Annotated in this window: 16 protein-coding genes; 9 read left to right on the top strand and 7 right to left on the bottom strand. The window is 65.3% G+C overall.

The window, feature by feature from the left end:
• Positions 1 to 340 precede the first annotated feature (340 nt).
• Positions 341 to 5,530, top strand: coding sequence for a GEVED domain-containing protein (locus TQ29_RS06700; RefSeq protein ID WP_162231815.1), 5,190 nt, complete (start codon positions 341 to 343; stop codon positions 5,528 to 5,530).
• Positions 5,531 to 5,686: 156 nt separating this feature from the next.
• Positions 5,687 to 6,436, top strand: a complete 750-nt coding sequence (locus tag TQ29_RS06695) for a glycosyltransferase family 25 protein (protein ID WP_054538521.1) — start codon at positions 5,687 to 5,689, stop codon at positions 6,434 to 6,436.
• On the opposite strand, the gene TQ29_RS06690 is transcribed toward TQ29_RS06695, so the two are convergent.
• From TQ29_RS06690 to TQ29_RS06680, 3 genes are all read right to left on the bottom strand, one after another.
• Positions 6,430 to 7,179 (bottom strand): hypothetical protein, encoded by a 750-nt coding sequence (locus TQ29_RS06690; protein WP_054538520.1) that lies wholly within the window; start codon positions 7,177 to 7,179, stop codon positions 6,430 to 6,432. The genes TQ29_RS06695 and TQ29_RS06690 overlap by 7 nt on opposite strands.
• The gene (locus tag TQ29_RS06685; protein ID WP_054538519.1) at positions 7,176 to 8,009 is read right to left on the bottom strand and encodes a glycosyltransferase; all 834 of its coding nucleotides are present in this window, start codon (positions 8,007 to 8,009) and stop codon (positions 7,176 to 7,178) included. Before TQ29_RS06685 ends, TQ29_RS06690 begins: the two co-directional genes overlap by 4 nt.
• A gap of 63 nt (positions 8,010 to 8,072) precedes the next feature.
• Positions 8,073 to 8,534, bottom strand: a complete 462-nt coding sequence (locus TQ29_RS06680; protein ID WP_037208407.1) for an Lrp/AsnC family transcriptional regulator — start codon at positions 8,532 to 8,534, stop codon at positions 8,073 to 8,075.
• 211 nt (positions 8,535 to 8,745) lie between these two features.
• Between TQ29_RS06680 and TQ29_RS06675 the strand changes: the two genes are divergently transcribed.
• Positions 8,746 to 9,561 (top strand): ferredoxin--NADP reductase, encoded by an 816-nt coding sequence (locus tag TQ29_RS06675; protein WP_054538518.1) that lies wholly within the window; start codon positions 8,746 to 8,748, stop codon positions 9,559 to 9,561.
• A gap of 56 nt (positions 9,562 to 9,617) precedes the next feature.
• On the opposite strand, the gene TQ29_RS06670 is transcribed toward TQ29_RS06675, so the two are convergent.
• Entirely contained in the window at positions 9,618 to 10,301 is a 684-nt protein-coding gene (locus TQ29_RS06670; protein WP_054538517.1) for a hypothetical protein, read from the bottom strand.
• Positions 10,302 to 10,490: 189 nt separating this feature from the next.
• Between TQ29_RS06670 and infC the strand changes: the two genes are divergently transcribed.
• Both infC and TQ29_RS20610 read left to right on the top strand, forming a co-directional pair.
• A complete protein-coding gene (gene infC, locus TQ29_RS06665; protein ID WP_037208410.1) occupies positions 10,491 to 11,036 on the top strand; it encodes a translation initiation factor IF-3 in 546 nt (181 codons plus the stop codon).
• 172 nt (positions 11,037 to 11,208) lie between these two features.
• Positions 11,209 to 11,406, top strand: a complete 198-nt coding sequence (locus tag TQ29_RS20610) for a hypothetical protein (RefSeq protein ID WP_157445533.1) — start codon at positions 11,209 to 11,211, stop codon at positions 11,404 to 11,406.
• On the opposite strand, the gene TQ29_RS06660 is transcribed toward TQ29_RS20610, so the two are convergent.
• Genes TQ29_RS06660 through TQ29_RS06650 form a run of 3 tightly spaced genes read right to left on the bottom strand, consistent with a single transcriptional unit; the run spans position 11,400 to position 14,586 of the window.
• Positions 11,400 to 12,611, bottom strand: coding sequence for an ABC transporter permease (locus TQ29_RS06660; RefSeq protein ID WP_054538516.1), 1,212 nt, complete (start codon positions 12,609 to 12,611; stop codon positions 11,400 to 11,402). The genes TQ29_RS20610 and TQ29_RS06660 overlap by 7 nt on opposite strands.
• Positions 12,612 to 12,614: 3 nt before the next feature.
• On the bottom strand, positions 12,615 to 13,322 hold the full coding sequence (locus tag TQ29_RS06655; RefSeq protein ID WP_054538515.1) for an ABC transporter ATP-binding protein: 708 nt from the start codon (positions 13,320 to 13,322) through the stop codon (positions 12,615 to 12,617).
• 1 nt (position 13,323) lies between these two features.
• Positions 13,324 to 14,586 (bottom strand): efflux RND transporter periplasmic adaptor subunit, encoded by a 1,263-nt coding sequence (locus TQ29_RS06650; protein WP_054538514.1) that lies wholly within the window; start codon positions 14,584 to 14,586, stop codon positions 13,324 to 13,326.
• 374 nt (positions 14,587 to 14,960) lie between these two features.
• Here TQ29_RS06650 and TQ29_RS06640 point away from each other — a divergent pair, with 374 nt between their 5' ends.
• The 4 genes from TQ29_RS06640 (at position 14,961) to TQ29_RS06625 (ending at position 19,752) form a co-directional block, all read left to right on the top strand.
• On the top strand, positions 14,961 to 15,584 hold the full coding sequence (locus tag TQ29_RS06640; RefSeq protein WP_054538512.1) for a LysE family translocator: 624 nt from the start codon (positions 14,961 to 14,963) through the stop codon (positions 15,582 to 15,584).
• Positions 15,585 to 15,722: 138 nt separating this feature from the next.
• Positions 15,723 to 16,748 (top strand): glycosyltransferase family 2 protein, encoded by a 1,026-nt coding sequence (locus TQ29_RS06635; protein WP_054538511.1) that lies wholly within the window; start codon positions 15,723 to 15,725, stop codon positions 16,746 to 16,748.
• Positions 16,745 to 17,386, top strand: a complete 642-nt coding sequence (locus tag TQ29_RS06630) for a sulfotransferase (RefSeq protein WP_054538510.1) — start codon at positions 16,745 to 16,747, stop codon at positions 17,384 to 17,386. The genes TQ29_RS06635 and TQ29_RS06630 overlap by 4 nt, the downstream gene beginning before the upstream one ends.
• Positions 17,386 to 19,752, top strand: a complete 2,367-nt coding sequence (locus TQ29_RS06625; protein ID WP_054538509.1) for a glycosyltransferase family 2 protein — start codon at positions 17,386 to 17,388, stop codon at positions 19,750 to 19,752. The genes TQ29_RS06630 and TQ29_RS06625 overlap by 1 nt, the downstream gene beginning before the upstream one ends.

Genomic DNA, 19,752 nt, shown 5'->3' with positions numbered 1-19,752 from the left:
TTCTAAAGCAAAGTGTTCATGCGTTGCATGAGGTGGAAACGCCTCCGCCCGGCCACCCGTGGCAAAGCCATGCACTATCCCTTCGCATAGCCCGAATATACCACCGCCCCCGCGCCGCCCGCGGCAGGCTGGTCTATAGTAGATCCACATTCCGGCCCGAAAGCGGGATGTCAGAAGGCAAGCGCCACGAAACGGCGCGCGAAAGAACGCAGATCAGATAGTGGCGCTCCTGGGCAACAGGGGGCCCGTTTGGCCACCACTCACGGCGCTTGCCTTCTGTTGAGCCGCTCCCCCGGACCGCTGCGGGCCAAACTGAAAGTTCAGGGTTTTGGGTATGAACATGAATCCGTTTATCCGGCGCAATCGTTTTTCCACGCGCCGGGCGTCGTTCACATTTCTGGCCGCGGTGGCCGGGCTCTCCACAGGGTCGGCGGCTTTGGCCGAAACCTGCTCCGTTTCGCCGGGTTTCGTGAACTGGGTCACGCCCGGCACGATCGGCGGCCTGAACACGGATCAGTCAGCCAGCCTGCAATGGGGCTCGGCCAATACCGACATCACGATTTCCGGCCCGCAGTTCGTTCCGGGGACCGAGACCTCGATCATCCGGATTTCGGAACTGTCGGAAGGCCGCGGCACCTATTCGGTGAGTTTCAACGCCCCGGTCATCCACGATCTCAACGTCTTCATCGGCAATGCGGGGCGCAACGCGCTCGAGCCTCTCAGCTCGGGGATCATCGGCGATTTCAACATGGCGCTGTCGGGGAACGGTTCGGTCAGCAATCTGTTCGGCACCGTCGCACCGCTCGACAATCAGGGATATTTCCAGACCTTCGGCTCCGACAGCGAGGGCATCGCCGTGACCACGCTGACGGGGACAGGGGCCGACGGATTGCCGCTGGATGGCCGCTTCTGGGTACATGACCCCAACGTCGTGCCCGGCGACGTCAATCTCGGCGGGCAGGATCAGGCCTACGGCATGATCGACCTGGCCTATAACCCGCCCGGCGTGATCTCGGGCGCGTCCGAAACGGTCACGCAGCTCACCATGCGCCAGGTCGGCATCGGCGTGGGCCCGACTGTCGCGCTGGGGATTCAGGCGCGCCTGAAATCCTGCATCGAGGCCGCCGACGATGATTTCTCGGCGGCCCCGATCGACACATCCTCCGGCGGGACGACCGGCAGCGTGCTGGCCGGCGACATCCTGAACGGCGGCGGCGTCGACACCGCACCGCTTGTCGGCAACGTCGATCTGGCGGTCGTCTCCGCCCCCGCGCCCGCCGCCGGCTCGATCAGCCTGAACACAGATACCGGCGAGATCGTGGTTGCCCAGGGCACCACCCCAGGCACATATTCCGTCGAATACAGCCTGACCGACCGGCCGGCCGGCGGCGTTCCCGCCAATACCGACACCGCGACCGCGACCGTGGTGGTTTCCGGAACACTCCCCGCCAGCACCAATGTCGTGGCGGTTGACGACGACTATACCGCAAGCCCGGTGAACGCGCTGGTCGGCGGAACGGCGGGCGAGGTTCTGGCCAACGACACGGTCGGCGGGCTGCCCGCCGCCTTCCCGGGCGTAACGCTGGAGGTTGTCACAGAGGCCGTGCCGGCGAATGCGGGCGATCCGGTGCCCACGCTCGTTACCAGCGGCCTTGATGCCGGGCGGGTTGTCGTCCCGGCCGGCGTTGCGTCGGGGGTTTACACGATCGACTACCGGCTGTGCGATGCGGTCGACCCCGCCGATTGCGACACCGCGACCGCCACGATCGCCGTGTTCGAGGGCAACGGGGTCGACTACGGCGATGCCCCGGTCAGCTATGTTGCGGCGATCCACGATGTGCCTGCCGCGCCGACTGTCTATCTGGGTGCCGTCGCCCCCGATACCGAACTCGTGGCGCAGTCGGACGGCACGGCCACCGCGGATGACCTGTTCGACACCGACGACGAAGACGCCATCACCTTCCCCGTGCTGACACAGGGAACGATCAGCACGCTCGACGTGACGGTAACGGGCGCAGGCTATTTGCAGGGATGGATAGATTTCAACGGTGACGGGCTGTTCGAAGACGCCCTGGGCGAGCGGATCGCCAGCGACCTGCGTGATGACGGCACCGTTCACGACAATATCCCCGGCGACGGAGTGATCCAGATCGACGTGAGCGTGCCGACCGACGCCACCACCTCGACCACCTTCGCGCGCTTCCGCTACGGGGGCGAGGCCGGGCTTGGCTTCGCGGGCTTCGCCGTCGATGGCGAGGTCGAGGACTATTCGCTGATCATCGCCGCCGCCGATCTGGTGGACCGTGGCGATGCCCCGGCCAGCTATGGCGACCCGCGCCATGTGGTCGTGCCCGAGATCTATCTTGGCGGCGGCCTGCCAGACACCGAAACGACCCCCCAGAACAGCGCGGCCGCCGATGCCGACGACCTGGCCGGCATCGATGACGAAGACGGCGTCGCGGCGTTCCCGACCCTGGTGGCGGGCACCACCGTGCCGCTGTCCGTGCAAACCCACGAAACGCTGAGCCTGCAGCTTGACCTTGGGCTGCCGGTGCTGTCGGGCATCACCAATCTGCAACTCTGGATCGACTTCAACCAGAACGGCCTGTTCGACGCCGCCGAGCAGATCGCCACCGACTACCGCGATGGCGGCACCGGCGATACCGACGGCACCTTCAACAACCAGATCAACCTGAATATCCCCGTGCCGGCGGATATCGGCAACGGCACCACCTATGCCCGGCTGCGCTGGTCGACCAGCAGCGCGGTCACCGCCGACCCGTTCGACGGGCTGAACCTGGATGGCGAGGTCGAGGATTATGTCGTGACCTTGTCGAACCCGAACGGGCCGCTGACCTGTTCCTCCACCTTCTACATGATCGCCACGGAAACCACGCAGAACCTTCCGTCGCTGAACGCGCTGTCGATCAGCGAAAACGCCGGCAGCTATACGTTGAACCACACCGCCCTGCCGCCCGACTACACCGGCAACTACCTCGTGACCGGCTGGGGCTATAACGAGCTGGACGGTTATATCTACGGCATTCGCCAGAGCCCGCGCTCGCTCATGCGGATCGACGCCTCGGGCGCGGTGCGGGAGGTTGCGGATCTGTCGGGGCTCAGCCTCGAATCCCCCGACACCAGCACCGACATCCTGCCCAACGGCATTCTGGTCTACATGTCCGGCACGGATTTCAGCCGCTATCAGTTGCTTGACATCAGCGACCCCGCCAACCCGGTGGCGCTGGGGGTGCTGAGCGCGGGCGCAGGCGCGGCCTATGGGCGTGACATGGCCTATAACCCGCGCGACGGGCTGATGTATTTCTTCGACTCGTCGCGCAATCTGCATGCCCTCGATCCAAGGAACGGCACGCCGGGCGCGACGACGGTTGCGCTTGTCGCCAATGTTCCGCTGCCTGCGGGCAAATTCGCGATTGATTTCGATTCTGTGTGGTTCGATTCCAGCGGTTTCATGTACACGTTCGACAACCAGTCGCGGCAGGTCTTCGGTATCGAGGTCGGCTCCGAGGGCAACCGCCCCGCAAGCTATGAGTTCATCGAAGTGCAGGGCACCATCGACAACGTGACCTATCAGGGCAATGACGGCGCATCCTGCCGCGCGCCGGGGCCGTTTGTGTCGACCGTGTTCCAGGAAGGGTCGATCTCGGGCACGCTCTATCAGGATACGAACGGCTCGGGCACGCGCGACGGCGCAGAGGCGGGCCTGCCCGCCGGCATCACCGTCACGCTGTATGACGACAACGGCACGCCCTCCGATCCCGGCGACGATACGCTGGCACAGACGACCGAAACCGCCGCCGATGGCAGCTATGGTTTCGCCACCGTCAACGCGACACGGACCTACCGGATCGAGGTGGACGAGACAGACCCCGAAATCCCCGCGGGCCTGACCCTGTCAACGGCCAATCCGCTGACCGGCGTGCCCGTCACCACCGGCGCCGACACGGCCGATCAGGACTTCGGCTTTGTCACCGCCGTCGCTTCCGCCGATCTGTCGCTGAGCAAAAGCGTCATCCGCGCGGCGGATGGCCAGCCCGCCCCCCAGGCAACCAACGGAGAGGCGCTGGACGTCGTTCTGACCGTCACCAATGACGGGCCGGGCAGCGCCAGCGATGTGCGGGTTCGGGATCTGCTGCCCGACGGCTTTGCCTATGTCGCGGACGATGCCGCCACGCAGGGCGACAGCTACGACCCCGGAACGGGCATCTGGGCGCTCGGCGACGTGCCGGCGGGCAGCAGCCATGCGCTGACCATCCGCGTCACCATGCGCGACAGCGGCGAGCACACCAACACAGCGGAAATCGTCGCCAGTTCGCTGACCGATCCCGACAGCGACCCGGCAACCGGCCCGCTGGTGGACGATCTGTCCGACGGGCTGGCCGATGATGACGAGGCCAGCGCCACCGTTGCCTACACCGGCACCGGGGCAACGCTCTCGGGCGTGGTTTTCTTCGACAACGGGGCGGGCGCCACGGCCTATGACGGCCTTCACTCCGGGGCGGAAACCGGCACGGACAAAGCCGTGGTGCAGATCCTCGACGGTGCCGGCGGGCTGCTCGACACACCCGCGCTCGCCGCCGATGGCAGCTGGAGCCTGACCCTGCCGGATGGCTACGCCGATGCGGTCACCGTTTCGGTGCTGCCCGCAGAAGGGCTGCGCACGGCATCGGAAACCGCAGCCACCCTGCCCGCGCTGGTGAATGCAGACGCGCGAGACGGCGCCTTTACCTTCACCCCCGCGCCGGGCACCTCTTACGCTGATCTCAACGTGGGTGTGATCACCGAGGCGCGGCTGAACCAGAGCCAGCAAAGCGCGATCCTGCCCGGGCAAGTCGTCTCTTTGCGGCATGAATACATGGCAGACGCGCCGGGCACGGTCAGCTTCGATATCAGCGCCCAGTCCGGCGCAACGCCGGGGGCGTTTTCCACCGCACTGTTTGTCGACACCGGTTGTGATGGCACCGCCGACACCCCGGCAACCAGCCCGGTCGCGATACAGGCGGAGACGCTCATATGTCTGATCGCACGCGTGTCGGCCTCTTCGGCCGTGGGCCCGGGCGCATCCTACAGCTTCGATCTGGTGGCCAACACGGCCTATGGGGCGTCCGGCCTGAGCGAGGTGGACAGCAATACCGACCGGCTGACGGTGGAATCGGCCCAAGGGGCGCTGACGCTCTCCAAAACCGTGCGCAACCTGTCGCAGGGAACGCCGGAAGGTGTAAGCAACGGCGCCTCGGCCGGTGATGTTCTGGAGTATCGGATCTATCTGAGGAATACGGGCACCCTGCCGGCGTCCGACATCGTCATCCACGACAGAACGCCGCCCTACACGGTGCTGGCTGCGGCGATCCCGAGCCCGGTGAACCTGGGCAACGGCGTCACCTGCACCAGCGCGACATCGGGCTCCGGCGGCTCTGGCTATGCGGGTGAACTGCGGTGGGATTGCGCCGGCCTCTATCAGCCGGGAACCGAAGGTTCCGTCACCTTCCAGGTAAGAATTGCGCCCTGATCAGGCTGCGCCCGGTAAAGCGCGCTGCTTTCCGCCCATGCCCCGAACCCGCCCGCCGCACCGGGCTGGCCCTTTCTACGCCGCCGCGCTATGGGCAGATCTATTGTTTTCACGGGCTGGACCGGCAGCCCGTCGTATAGCCCACGAGTACAGAGTATGCCCGCCGCCGACGCCCCCTACCCGATCTTCGTGCTCACCCTTCCCGGCGACGAGGCGCGGCGGCAGCCGCTGCTGGACCGGCTGGCCGGCATGGGCCTGGGTCATGAGCTTTTCTTCGGTATCGACGGGCGCGAGGGTTTGAGCCCGGCGCAGGACGCCATGATCGACAGGCCCGCCATCAGACGGGCCTTGCGCCGTGACCTTTGCGACGCGGAACTGGCCTGCGCCCTGTCGCATCAGGCGATCTACCGCGCCATCCTGACCCGCGGGTTGCCCGGCGCCGTGATCCTCGAGGATGACGCGATCGTGGATGCGCCCTTCGGGCGGTTCATGCAAACCGGCCCCCATACGCAGGCCGACATGATATTGCTCGATCATCGCTGCGGCCGTTTCACCCGGCGGCCGGTAGCGATGCTGATGCCGGGGGTGGCGGCCTATCGCGTGATCCTGCCGCCGACCCTTGCCACAGGCTATGTGCTGTCGGCCGCCGGTGCGCGCTGGATGCTGGACGCCTGCACGCCGCTTTCGGGAACGGCGGACTGGCCCTGCGACATTTCCCGGCTGGGTGCCATCGCCGCCGCACCGCGCATCGTCGGGCATTATGAACAGGGTGAAGGCTGGACCCATCTTCAGGGCAGCCGCGCGCGGCACAAGCAGGATACCCTGCCCAAGGGCCGCGCACGCCTGCTCTCGCGCGGATACTGGGCGCTGAAGATCAAGCGCGCCCGGTCGCGGCGGCTTTACTGAACGGGATCGTCGATCCGGTCGGGGTGCCTGCCCCGCCCCCGAACCCGGAAGGCATATTCCCAAATCTCGCGCGCCACATGCGGCGGCGACGCCTGGGTGACAGAGTAGAACAGCGCCTCGTCAAAGCTTTCGGCGCTCAGCCACCCCGCCGCGCGCGGCAGGCAGACAGGCAGGATGCCGTGTTCATGGCACCAGCGCGCCAGCCGCACATCGACAAACCCCTGAGAGCCCTTCATGAAATCGAAGGGAGGAAAATCGCAGCCGCGCATCACTGAAACGCCGGAACCGAGCTGATCGACCACCACAGGCGCGGCCAGCCCGTCGCGGAAGCGGAACTGGCGGCGATGCGCGGCGATACGGTTCGGCCGGATGCCCAGCCGCGCCGCCAGCCGCGGCCAGCCCCGGTAGAGCGAGCCGTGATAGCCCGCCAGCACCCGCTTGTGCCGCAGCGCCGCCAGCCGGCTCAGCGTGGTGGCAACGTAATCGGCGGGGTACAGGATGTCGTCATCCATGGTGAACACATGCTCGGCGGCGGAACTGTCGGGCAGGTACTTGCCCACATCCTTCAGATCCTCATCGGGGATCACCGCCGTGACATTGCCGAACCCGGCCAGTTCGCGCGGAATCGCGTCATATTCATTCAGCACGAGGTTCAGCTGATCGACCTGCGGCGCCACCGCCGCCACCGCCCGCAGGAACGCGGCGCGGCGTGGCGGGTAGGTCGCCATGTTGGCGATGATCATGCCGCAGGCTCCGGCGGGCGGATGCCCGCCTCGGCCCAGATCTTGCCGGTGCGGCGCGCCTCGGCGATCTTCAGCCGGTGCGCCCTGATCTTTTCGGGGTCCTTGTAGCCGCGCGGATGATCCAGATGCACCAGCGGCGCGGTAAAGCGCAGATGCCGCCCCTTGACCCCCGAATTGGCCAGGCGAATGCCGAACTCCTTGTCGCCGCCGCCATATTTCATCGTCTCGTCGAGACCGTTCACCGCCAGGATCGCGTCGCGATAGGCCGATCCGTTGCCGCCGCACCAGTTGCGCCCGACCGGATAGACATGTTCCAGCGCCGCCAGAACCGGCTTGGGCAGGGGTGCCGCCTTCAGCCAGGCGGTGAACCTGCGCAGCGCGCCGCTGCGCCTCAGCCAGCCGATGTCGAACACCCGGCCTTCCAGCACATCCACTTCGGTCACCGATTTCGTGGTCGCGTCATCCAGCCGGATCAGGCTGCCCGAACAGAAACGGTCGCGCCGGGCGACCTCCAGATGGCGGGCGATGAAGCCGGGGTGGATCAGGCAATCACCGTCGATGAAGATCAGGTAATCGGCATCCGACGTGGCGATGGCCTTGTTCAGGATCACGTTCTTCTCGAACCCGCGATCGTCGTGCCAGACATGGCGGATCGGCAGATCGGGGTAGCGCGCCTGAACCGCCGCGATCGCGGCAGCGGTTTCGGGGCCGGAGCCATCGTCGGCGATGCACACGCTGCCCGGCCGCACATCCTGCCGCGCCACCGAAAGCAGCGTCAGCAGCAGCGCGCGCGGGCTGTTGTAGGTCGAGATGATCAGTTCCGATGTCATCGGGCGCCCCTGCTGGCCGGGTTGCAATCACCTAACCCCGGAGCGGCCGGGTTTCAACCGCGCCTAGAGCGGCAGCGCGGTTGTCGCCTTGATTTCCTCCATCGACAAGAGCGCCGTGACGTTGTGGATTTTCACATCCGCGATCAGCGCCTGATAGAACGCGTCATAGGCACGCGCATTGGCCACACGCACCTTCAGGATATAGTCGATATCGCCGGCCAGCCGGTGCGCCTCCTGCACCTCGGGGCGGGCGCGCAGCGCCTCGAGGAACCGCAGCTGCCAGTCGGCCTCATGCTCGGCGGTGCGGATCAGCACGAAGAAACAGGCCTCCAGCCCCAGCGCCTCGGGCTCGACGATCACGGTCTGGCCACGGATCACCCCGGTCTCTCGCATCTTGCGGATACGGTTCCAGACAGGGGTTTTCGACGATCCCACCGTCCGGGCGATCTCATCCAGAGACTGCCCCGCATCGCGCTGCAACTCCGCCAGGATCTTGCGGTCGGTCTTGTCCAGTTTCGCGGCCATCACCACCCCATCGGGAAATACGTCTGTTGATACGGCATATTCCCCCGCATAGCAGAACGATTTCCCGCATCCAACGCCAATCTGAGATGCATCTTTGATCGAAATCATGGAGCGCCCGCGCCCCTCGGCGGTTTATCGGGCAAGACTGGGGGTTTCGGCCCCGCGCAAGGCATCCTAGAAACAGAAAACCGGCCGAAAGGCCCATCGCAACATGACCGAGCACACGCATTTGACCGATACCGCCCCCAAGCCCGCCACCCTCCCCGACGCGCAAACCGTGACTACGGTACGTCACTGGACCGACCGGCTGTTTTCGTTCCGCGTCACGCGGCCGCGCAGCCTGCGCTTCCGCTCGGGCGAGTTCGTCATGATCGGCCTGATGGGCGACACCGGCAAACCCCTGCTGCGCGCCTATTCCATCGCCAGCCCCGCCTGGGACGAAGAGCTGGAGTTCTACTCGATCAAGGTGCCCGACGGCCCCCTGACCAGCCGGCTGCAGCATATCCGGCCCGGCGATCAGATCATCCTGCGCCCCAAGCCAGTCGGCACCCTGGTGCTCGACGCGCTGCTGCCGGGCAAGCGGCTGTGGCTGTTCGCCACCGGCACCGGCATCGCCCCCTTCGCCAGCCTGATGCGCGACCCCGACACCTATGAGCGTTACGACGAGGTCATCATGATGCACACCTGCCGGGATCTGGCAGAGCTGGACTATGGTCGCGAACTGGTCGAGGGGCTGCCCGACGATCCGCTGATCGGCGAGATCGTCGCCGGCAAATTGCGTTACTATCCCACCACAACCCGCGAGCAGAGCCCGTTCATGGGCCGGATCACCGACAACCTGCGCACGGGCAAGGTGTTCGCCGATCTGGGCCTGCCGCCGATGTCGCCCGAAACCGACAGGGGCATGGTCTGCGGATCGCTGCAGTTCAACAAGGATATCATGGCCATCCTCGAAACCTTCGGCCTGCGCGAGGGCGCGAATTCAGAGCCAAGGGAATATGTCGTCGAGAAGGCGTTCGTGGGCTAGGCCATGAAAAACGCCGCGCAGGGGCGGCCCCGCGCGGCGTTGCGATTTTGAAGAACTTACATGCCGAGCGCGGTCTTGACCTGCGTGATGGTGGCATCGACCAGCGCGGGGTTGCTGCGCGCCTGTTCGACCGCCGAGCGCAGCACCGACTTGCGCATCGCGTCAAGATCGGAGGCGTTGATCATCTCGATGATCTTGTCGGCGTCGAACCCTTCCTGCGTCAGCGGTGCATCGGCCGGAACGTCGGTGACCGGCGCATCGGTGACCGTGGCCACGCCGGCATCCATCGTCTCGCCAGCGGTATCGGCGGCATCCGTCGCCGCCGCAGCCCCCGTCTGCGCCGCATCGGCGGCGGTGTCGGTCACCGCATCGGTGGCCTCGGTCACAGCGCCCTGCGTCGCCTCCATCGACTCGCCGCCGGTGACAGCGTCGCTCACCGCCTCGACGGCATCGCTCGCGGCCTCGCTTACGCTTTCGGTGATGTCGCCAAGCGCCTTGGCGGCGTTATCGGCCGCCCCTTCCACCGCCTCGGCGGTACTCTCGACCGCGCCTTCGACCTTCTCGCTGACGCTCTCGGCCGCATCGTCAACCGCCTCGGCGGCGTTTTCCATGGGCGTCGGTGCCTCGAGCGCGGTCTCGGCGGGCGGCAGCGCCTCTTCTTTCGATCTGCTTTGATACCAGACGAAGCCTCCGATCCCGACTGCAGCCAGAATGACGACCGTAATTGCCGTGTTCTTCATCTCATTGTCCTTTCAAGATCGCATAGCGCGTGTTTCCGAGCGCCCTTGTGGCAAAGCTGCCATGGAATGGAAACAGATTTCGGCGCGCCCGAAAGCGCCCTGCGGAAAGCCGCCGCGAAAACCGGGTTGAAACACATCCCCGCCAAGTCTATTTTCCGCCAAACCATAAACCACACAAGGAACACCACCATAGCCCGCAGACCTCACAACGCGCCGCCAACGCGCGAAACCGGCCCCCGCGTGAACGAACGTATCCGGTGCCCGGAAATCCGGTTAATCGGCGCCGAAGGCGAAAACGTCGGCGTCGTCACCCCGGAGCGCGGGATGCAACTGGCCGAACAGGCCGGCCTTGATCTGGTGGAGATCTCCCCCAACGCCTCGCCGCCGGTCTGCAAGATCATGGATTTCGGCAAGTTCAAATACGAACAGCAGAAACGAGAATCCGAGGCGCGCAAGAAGCAGAAGATCATCGAGGTCAAGGAGGTCAAGTTCCGCCCGAACACCGACACTCATGACTATGAGGTCAAGATGCGCAACGTGGTGAAATTCCTGGAGAACGGCGACAAGGTGAAAGTCACCCTGCGCTTCCGGGGCCGCGAAATGGCGCACCAGAATCTCGGTCGGGAGCTGCTGGAGCGTGTGGCGGAAGACGTCAAGGAAATCGGCAAGATCGAGAACATGCCGAAGATGGAAGGCCGCCAGATGATCATGATGATCGGCCCGATGCCGAAATAACCCCGGCGCCCACCAAGAGATACAACAAGCCCCCGCCACAGAGCGGGGGTTTTTCGTTCCGGGCCGGCGGTTTTCGCGGGGTCCGCTGCAAGGGATGAAAAAATTTTAGGCGCTGCAGGAGGGAGGGCCCGCAGCGCCTTTAAGTCCGGCATCGCGGGAGGGAGGGCCCTTGATGCCTTTTATGCCGCGCAGGGAACGCCACGGCATTCGGGAAATTGCAGACAGAAAAGAATCTGGTCTTCCGCTGCAACTCACATTGGCTTTTTCGCATGTGGTTCAAGAGCCAACTTTGATGCAGGTCAAAACGGGCGCGAATAACCATCTGGCAGCAAAGAAAATTAAATATATTTTCCGGCGGCCGGGCTATTGATGCCGCAATGCTTCGATCGGATCCATCTGGGCGGCCCGGCGCGCCGGGAAATAGCCGAAAATCACCCCGACGCCGGCCGAAAACGCAAAGGCGATCAGGATCACCCGCGGATCGGGCACAAACGGGATCGACATCAGGTTCGATGCCAGCGCCCCCAGCCCGAGCCCCAGCACGATGCCAAGCAGCCCGCCCAGCAACGACAGCACGATCGCCTCGACCAGAAACTGCAGCATGACCTGCCCGGTCTGCGCGCCCACGGCCAGCCGAATGCCGATCTCGCGCGTGCGCTCCGTCACCGACACCAGCATGATGTTCATGATGCCGATACCCCCCACCAGCAGGCTGACAGCCGCCACGGATGACAAGAGCCCGGTCAGGACCGCAGTGATCCCCGACAGGACAGAGGCGATCTGTTTCATGTCCATGACAGAGAAGTCGTCCTCCTCGCCCGCGGAAATGCGGCGGCGTTCGCGCATCAGGATCTCGATGTCGCGTATCGCCCGGTCGGTGGAGACGCCATCGCGCACCGTGACATAGATCAGCGACACGTCGTTGTTGCCCGCCACACGGCGCTGGAAGGTCTTCAGCGGGATCGCCACGATATCGTCCTGATCATCGCCATAGCTTGTCACGCCTTTCGCGGCCAGGATGCCGACAACCTCGCAGGACAGGGATCTGAGGCGAAGTTTCTCTCCGATGGGATTGATATTGAAGAACAGTTCTTCAATGATCGTTTCACCGATGACGCAGACCGCGCGACCGGCCTTTTCTTCGGCATCGGTGAATATGCGCCCCTCGGCGATCGACCAGTTCATCGCATCCATGAGCGTCGTTTCCGCGCCGGCGAGCTGGGTGAAGTGGTTTTCGTTGCCGTAAACCGCAGTGATGTTGGTCATCGAATAGGGGGCGGCGATTTCGATGCTCGACAACTCTTCCCTCAGCGCCTCGGCATCGGCGCGCACGAACGACCGGTCGGCGCTGAGCCCGCCCCCGCCGCCCATGCCGCCCACTCCCGGCCGGATGATCAGCGTGTTGCTGCCGAGTGATTCCACATCCGCTGTCACCTGGGTCTGCGATCCCTGCCCGACCGTGACCATCGCGATGACGGCGCCGACGCCGATGACGATGCCCAGCACCGTCAGGAACGAGCGCAGCATGTTGCGAAAAATGGCCTGAACGGCAAGGCGGATGGTTTCCCACAGCATGGTTCAGCCCTTCCCCGGCGTTTTCGTATCCTGCTCGATATGGCCATCGACGAAAGAGACCAGCCGCCGGGCATATTCGGCCATGTCCTCTTCGTGGGTGACCATGACGATGGTGATATTCTCGGTCTTGTTCAGCCCCGACAGCAGATCCATGATCTCACGCGAACGCTCGGTATCCAGGTTGCCCGTCGGCTCGTCGGCCAGGATCACATCCGGTCCGCCCGCCAGCGCGCGCGCGATCGCCACCCGCTGTTGCTGGCCGCCGGACAACTGCGACGGGTCGTGATCCGCCCGGTGCGACAGGCCGACCTTGTCCAGCGCCTCCAGCGCCATCCGCTGCCGCTCGCCGCGCGGCAGGCCCTTGTAGATCAGCGGCAGCTCGACGTTTTCCAGCGCCGTGGTCCGGGGCAGAAGATTGTAGCCCTGAAACACGAACCCCAGATAGTTGCGCCGCAGCAGCGCCCGCTGGTCGTGATCCAGCTTGCCCACATCCACCCCTTCGAACAGGAACGTGCCGGAGGTGGGTGTATCGAGGCAGCCGAGCACGTTCATCACCGTGGATTTGCCAGAGCCCGACGGCCCCATGATCGCCACGAATTCGCCGGCCGTGATCGTCAGGTCAACGCCGCGCAGCGCCCGCACTTCGGCCTCGCCCGCGCCGTAAACCTTGGTGATCCCTCTGAGTTCGATCAGGGGTGCGGTGCCAGCCATGTTACTCAGCCCCGGTCTGATCCGTGATCACCTGATCGCCCTCGGCCAACGCACCGTCCAACACCGCCGTGAAACGCCCGTCGCTTTGCCCGAGCGTCACCGGAATTTCCACGGCCTGGCCCGCGCGCAGCAGCCACAGCGTCTTTTGCGCGGCTTCGCCCATGCCCGCGTCACGGCCGGGGCGGTCGGGCATGATCAGGCCCAGAAGCCCGCTGCCCGAGGAATCGCCGCCGCCGCCGCTCTCGGCCACCCGGGGCGGTGCGAAGCGCAGCGCGGCGTTGGGCACCATCAGTACGTCCGAAAGCTCTGCCACCACGATATCGGCGGTGGCCGTCATGCCCGGGCGCAGCCGCAGCGACGAGTTGTCGATCACGAGGATGGCCTTGTAATTGACCACCCCGTCAATCTCTTCGGGCGCATAGCGAACCTGAGAGATCTCGGCGGGAAAGGTTTCGTCGTCGTAGGCATCCACCGTGAAGGTCGCGCTGTTGCCAACCGCGACCCGGCCGATATCGGCCTCGTCGATATCCACCTGCAGCTCCATGCTGGCCAGATCCTCGGCGATGGTGAACAGCACCGGTGCCGACAGCGACGAGGCGACGATCTGCCCGGCATCCGCGTTGCGTTCCAGCACCACACCCTTGATCGGCGCATGGATCACCGCCTTTTGCAGATCGGCCCCGTAAAGATCAAGCTGGGCGTAGGCCAGCGCCCGGTCGGCATCGGCGATCTGCAACTCCGCTTCCGCGCGTTCCTGCGTGGCGCGGGCGGTGATGAAGGCCTGATGCGTGCCGACGCCGCGTTCATAGAGCTGCCGGGCGGTCTCGTACTTGTCGAAGGTTTCGTGCAGCGTGGCCTGCGCCTGCTCGACCCGCGCCTCGGCCGCGACCAGCGAGGCCTCCTGCACCGCATATTGCGCCTCGAGCTTGGTCGTGTCGAGCCGGGCCAGCACCTGCCCCACCTCGACCGTATCGTTGTAATCCACCTCGACGCTGGCCAGTGTGCCCGAAAGTTCGGAGGATATTTCCACAAGGTTGGTGGGCTCTACCGTGCCGGTGGCCGAAACGGTGACCGACAGATCGCCGCGCCGCACCGGCTCTGTCTGATAGCTCAGCCCGCCGCCCTGATCGCCACGCAGAACAAAGAACCAGAGGGCAAGCAGGCCGACAATCGCAACCACGCCGATCCTGGCCCAAAGTGGGGTCTTGCGCCGATGCTTTCCGATTTTCAGCGTTTTCTCGATGTTTTCGCGGCGCTCACTCATATTTTCCCCGATATTCAATCCTGATTAAACGGTGGCACATACCGGTTCCGTCGCAGGTGACACCAATTTCCGGCAGTTTGCCACCCGAAAAGCGGCGCCCGCTTCGCCCCCCGCCCGTGGCATATGGCCATGACTGAGCGCGAAGTCGCGCCGAAAAAGCGCGGCCCTGACAAGACGAAAAAGTTGATTCAAACCGAGACACGGCGGAAAATCATGGCTAGATATGAGGGCCCCGTGAAAGGCGCGCACCGGTTGCGGGGGGTGCGCGCAACCGGGGAGCCGGCGTTTTTCAACCCGCCGCTCATCCACCCTGACAGGCGCCTGCGCCCGCCGGGCCCGCAAACCCGATGAGCGCCCCGGACAGGAACGAACCGATGCCCTTTGACCTGTGGCTGGCCTTCGTTGCCGCCTCGACCGTCTTGCTGATCATCCCCGGCCCGACCATCCTGCTCGTGATGTCCTACGCGCTGACGCAGGGGCGCCGGGTGGCCGTGGCCATGGCGCTGGGGGTGGCCCTGGGGGATTTCATCGCGATGTCGGCCTCTCTGGCCGGGCTTGGCGCGCTGGTCCTGGCCTCGGCCATGGTGTTCACGGTGCTGAAATGGGTGGGCGCGGTCTATCTGGTCTATCTGGGTGTCAAGCTGCTGCGCAGCCGCCCGGCGCTGATGCCCGACGATCTGTCGCCCGAACGCAAACCGGCGCGCGCGATCTTTGGCCATGCGGCGGCGGTAACGGCGCTGAACCCGAAATCCATCGCCTTTTTCATCGCCTTCGTGCCGCAGTTCCTCCGCCCCGAAGCCGCCCTTGCCCCGCAATTCGGCATCCTGATCGCCACTTTCGTCTCGCTGGCGGCATTGAACGCGCTGATCTATGCGCTTCTGGCCGACAGGCTGCGCGCCCGCATCCGCCGCCCGTCGGTTCTGCAGTGGATGAACCGCGCCGGTGGCGGCGCGCTGGTGGGCATGGGCGCGCTGACCGCCACGATGAGCCGGTCCTGAGCCATGCGCAATTGACGGATTCGCCCGGATTTGGCACATATACGGTAAGAATTCCGTGACAAGCGGGCGAAACCGCGCAACAGACGGACGGGCAGTCGATATGAGTTCCAGCGGGCCGTTGCGGCCAGAGGTGCGCCCATGCGCATAACCGCCGTTACCTGCGTCAAGAACGAGGGGCCGTTCCTGCTGGAATGGATCGCCTTCAACCGGATGATCGGGGTCACCGATCACCTGTTCTATTCCAACGACTGCACCGATGGCACCGACACCCTGCTGAATGCGCTGGCCCGGCGCGGACTGGTTCAGCACCTGGCGAACCCCGCCCAGGGCCGCAACTATCAGATGGAGGCGCTGCGCCACGCCCGCCAGCAGCCTATCGCGCGCGAGGCCGATTGGGTCTGGATCGCCGATGTGGACGAGTTTCTGAACATCCATGTGGGCGATGGCACGATCCCGGAACTGGCCAGCGCCTGCGGCGACCCTCAGGCGATTTCGCTGAATTTCCAGTTCTTCGCCAATTGCGGGGTTGCGGCCTATGAAGACAGGCCGGTCATCACCCAGTTCCTTCGCTCGCACAACCCCGATATCTGGTGTGACACGCTCGAGATCGAGACCAAATCCCTGGTGCGGGGCGATTTCCCGGTGCATTTCTACGGCGCCCACCGCCCCTACCTGCGCCCCACCCTGCCCGAGAAGAAGCGCCCGAAATGGACCGACGGCTCAGGCCGCCCGGTGCCCGAGAAATTCTATCTTGCCCCCGCAAAACAGCCGATCCGCGATTTCAAGGCGCACGGGGCGCGCCGCTTTGCCACGCTGAACCACTATGCGCTGCGCTCGCTCGACAGCTATCTGGTCAAGAATGACCGCGGCGACGTGAACCGCGACAACCGCGCCTTCGACGATACCTATTGGCGCGAACGCAACGATGACAGCCATGAAGACCGTTCGATCCTGCGGCATCTGCCGAAGCTGGAAGCCGGGATCGCCGCGCTGAAATCGGACCCCGAGATCGCGGCGCTGCATGACGCCAGCGTCGCCGCCCATCGCGCCGCGCGGGACCGGCTGATGCAAAGCCCGGCCTATCAGGCGCTGCGCGCACAGTTGCAGCGGGCACCGAAGATCTGCCCGCAGGAAGAGGCGCTGATGGCGATGCTCGCGGCATGAGCGCGCTGAAGGTCATCAACCTGGGCCTGCCGAAATCGGGCACCACAACGCTGGGCGAGGCGCTGAAGCGTGCCGGGCTGCGGGTGGCCGACTGGCGCATCCGCGCGGGCCAGAGCACCGGCGACCGTATCAACCGGCGCTTTGTCGGCAAGCTGATGTATGACGCTTATTTCGAAACCGGCGACCCGCTGGCCGAGATGGCCGAATTCGACGCCTTCACCGAGATCGACGTGGTGCGCAACGGGCTGAACCTGTGGCCCCAGACCGATTGGGGCCTGCTTGCGGCGATCCGCGCACATCACCCCGGCGCGAAATTCGTGCTGACCTATCGCGACCCGGTGAAACTGTCCGACAGCATGGGGCGCTGGTCCAACATGGGCCGCACCCGCCTGCCCGAAAACGCGGTGCCCGGCCTGCCCGCCGGCTTTGGCGCCACGGATGCCCAGCGCATCCGCTGGATCGAAGGGCATTACGCCTTTTGCCGCCGGGTGTTCGGCAACGACCCCGACTTTCTGGAATATGACATGGAAGACAGCGCCGCCCCTGAACAGGTCGCGGCCTTCCTCGGGATCGGCCTGCCCTGGTGGGGCGTAGCCAACGCCAACCCCCGCAAACAGGCCGAAGGGGCGCAGCGCTGATGCGGATCCACCTGCACATAGGCACCGAGACCTGCGGCGCCCCCCGCATTCAGGCCACCCTGAGCGACAAGCGCGATCAACTGGCGGGCAAGGGCGTGCTCTATCCCGGTTCGCCGGGGCGCAAGAACCACACCCGGCTGTTCATGGCCGTCACCGACCCCGATCACCCCGACCCTCTGCGCGCCGCGCGTGGCTATGCCACGCCTCAGGATCAGGCGGCGCTGCGCGAGGCGTTCAGCGCCGAACTGCGCACCGAGGTTGACCGGGTGCAGCCCGATACGCTGATCCTGTCCGCCTCGCAACTGGCCGGGTCCCTGACCCGCAAAAGTGATCTGGAGCGGCTGCGCGCCCTGCTCACCCCTTTTTCCGACGATATCCGCGTCGTCGCCCATGTGGATGAACAGGCCCGCGTTCTGGCCCGCCACTATGCCGATCAGCTGTTTTCCGGCCGCACCGCCGCGCTTGAGGCCGAACTGGCGCTGGCACGGTCCGGTGCCGACTGGCGCGCGGGCTGTCTTGAGCATTGGGGCGCGGTGGAACCCGACCGCAACCGCTTCCCCGAAATTCAGGCGCCGCCGTTCTGGCTGGACTATGCCGCGCTTCAGACCCGTTGGGAGGAGGTGTTCGGGGCGGGCACGCTTACCCTGCGCCCCTATGATCCCGCGCTCTTCGCCAGCGAGGATCTGACCCGGGAAATCTGCGCCGCCTTCGATCTGCCCCAGAATATCGGCAAGACCAGGGCGGCGGCGCTGGCGCCCCCGCCCTCGGCCGCATGGCTGGCGCGGGCCCGGTTGCTGAACACGGTTCTCGGCGCGCTTCTGGACAAGGGCAAATTCATCCCGCGCAAGCTCTGGCGCCGGCTGATGGACGAGATCGCGGTGCCTGGCGCCCCGATCGCGCCGGGCAGCCTGTCTGCCGTCTCGGCCTGCTTCGCCGCGTCGAACGCGCGGCTTGCCAAGGCGCATCCGGCGCTGGCCGGGCCCGCCCTGCACCCCGACCCGGCCCTGCCCGACTGGCACGAGGCCGACCCCGGGTTCGGCTTTCGCGCCACCCAATATGTCGCCGCCTTCCTGCCCCGGATCGAAAAGGCGACCCGTCAGGAAAAACGGTTCCGCAAGCAGACTGCCGCCGGTCAGGCCCCGGCCGATGCCGCGCCGGCGGCCAAACCGCCCGCCGACCGGCTTTCGCCGGTTGCCGAAAAGATCATGCCCGACAGCGCCAAGGCCAATGTCAAAAAGCTGCGCGGCGGCCCCTTCGCGCCGCATAACAAGATCGGCAGCGTGAACGAAGAGGCGCTGGCCGCCGCCTTCGCCGAGGTGCTGCAGCGCGAACTGCCCCCCGGCAACAGCGGCAACGTGATCGTCGGCTGCATGAAGAACGAGGCGCCCTACATCCTGGAATGGGTCGCCTATCACCGCGCCATCGGGGTGGATAATTTCCTGATCTACACCAATGGCTGCGAGGATGGCACCAGCGAAATTCTGGATCGCCTGCAGGCGCTTGGCGTGGTTCAGCACCGCAACAACGATGAATGGAAGGGCAACTCGCCCCAACAGCACGCGCTGAACAAATCGCTGAAGGAAGATGTGATCCGAAACGCCGAATGGATCATCCATATCGACGTGGACGAGTTCATGAACGTGCGCTGCGGCAACGGCACCCTGGCCGATTTCCTTGCCCGCGTGCCGGATGCCACCAACGTGGCCATGACCTGGCGGCTGTTCGGACATAACGGCATTCAGGAATTCCGCGACGATCTGGTGATCGACCAGTTCGACACATGCGCCCCGAAATACCTGCCCAAGCCGCACACGGCCTGGGGCTTCAAGACCATGTTCCGCAACATCGGCGCCTATGAAAAGATCAGCTGCCACAGGCCCAACAAACTGTCCGACGCATTCCGCGACAAGGTGAAATGGGTCAACGGGTCGGGCCTGCCGATGGTCGACGATGTGCTGGACAACGGCTGGCGGTCGTCGAAGAAATCCATCGGCTACGACCTTTTGCAACTGAACCACTATGCCCTTCGCTCCGCCGAGAGCTTTCTGATCAAGCGGCAGCGCGGCCGCGCGCTGCATGTGGATCGGTCGATCGGGCTGAACTACTGGGTGCGGATGGATTGGGGCGATTACCGCGACGTGACGATCAAGCGCAACATCCCCCGCACGCGGGCCACGCTGGCCCGGTTGATGGCCGACCCCGAACTGGCGCGGCTACATGCGGCGGCCGTGGCCTGGCACACGGCCAAGGCCGCCGACCTGCAGGCCACGCCCGAGTTCCGCGAACTCTACGATCAGGCCCTCGCCACCAAACTGACCGAGCTGGAGCGGGTGGCCTTCGCCCTGGCGCTGGAAGTGGACAACTGA

The organism is Actibacterium sp. EMB200-NS6 (genome assembly GCF_001305615.1).
GTDB lineage: Bacteria > Pseudomonadota > Alphaproteobacteria > Rhodobacterales > Rhodobacteraceae > Actibacterium_A > Actibacterium_A naphthalenivorans.
The sequence above is the reverse complement of the archived record's forward strand: the minus strand, read 5'-3'. Positions and strand labels throughout refer to the sequence as shown.

Bases quoted from the DNA above. Each gene is read 5' to 3' on its own strand.
- TQ29_RS06700 (WP_162231815.1), top strand. From the start codon at position 341: ATGAATCCGTTTATCCGGCGCAATCGTTTTTCCACGCGCCGGGCGTCG.
- TQ29_RS06695 (WP_054538521.1), top strand. From the start codon at position 5,687: ATGCCCGCCGCCGACGCCCCCTACCCGATCTTCGTGCTCACCCTTCCC.
- TQ29_RS06690 (WP_054538520.1), bottom strand. From the start codon at position 7,179: ATGATCATCGCCAACATGGCGACCTACCCGCCACGCCGCGCCGCGTTC.
- TQ29_RS06685 (WP_054538519.1), bottom strand. From the start codon at position 8,009: ATGACATCGGAACTGATCATCTCGACCTACAACAGCCCGCGCGCGCTG.
- TQ29_RS06680 (WP_037208407.1), bottom strand. From the start codon at position 8,534: ATGGCCGCGAAACTGGACAAGACCGACCGCAAGATCCTGGCGGAGTTG.
- TQ29_RS06675 (WP_054538518.1), top strand. From the start codon at position 8,746: ATGACCGAGCACACGCATTTGACCGATACCGCCCCCAAGCCCGCCACC.
- TQ29_RS06670 (WP_054538517.1), bottom strand. From the start codon at position 10,301: ATGAAGAACACGGCAATTACGGTCGTCATTCTGGCTGCAGTCGGGATC.
- TQ29_RS20610 (WP_157445533.1), top strand. From the start codon at position 11,209: ATGCCTTTTATGCCGCGCAGGGAACGCCACGGCATTCGGGAAATTGCA.
- TQ29_RS06660 (WP_054538516.1), bottom strand. From the start codon at position 12,611: ATGCTGTGGGAAACCATCCGCCTTGCCGTTCAGGCCATTTTTCGCAAC.
- TQ29_RS06655 (WP_054538515.1), bottom strand. From the start codon at position 13,322: ATGGCTGGCACCGCACCCCTGATCGAACTCAGAGGGATCACCAAGGTT.
- TQ29_RS06650 (WP_054538514.1), bottom strand. From the start codon at position 14,586: ATGAGTGAGCGCCGCGAAAACATCGAGAAAACGCTGAAAATCGGAAAG.
- TQ29_RS06640 (WP_054538512.1), top strand. From the start codon at position 14,961: ATGCCCTTTGACCTGTGGCTGGCCTTCGTTGCCGCCTCGACCGTCTTG.
- TQ29_RS06635 (WP_054538511.1), top strand. From the start codon at position 15,723: ATGCGCATAACCGCCGTTACCTGCGTCAAGAACGAGGGGCCGTTCCTG.
- TQ29_RS06630 (WP_054538510.1), top strand. From the start codon at position 16,745: ATGAGCGCGCTGAAGGTCATCAACCTGGGCCTGCCGAAATCGGGCACC.
- TQ29_RS06625 (WP_054538509.1), top strand. From the start codon at position 17,386: ATGCGGATCCACCTGCACATAGGCACCGAGACCTGCGGCGCCCCCCGC.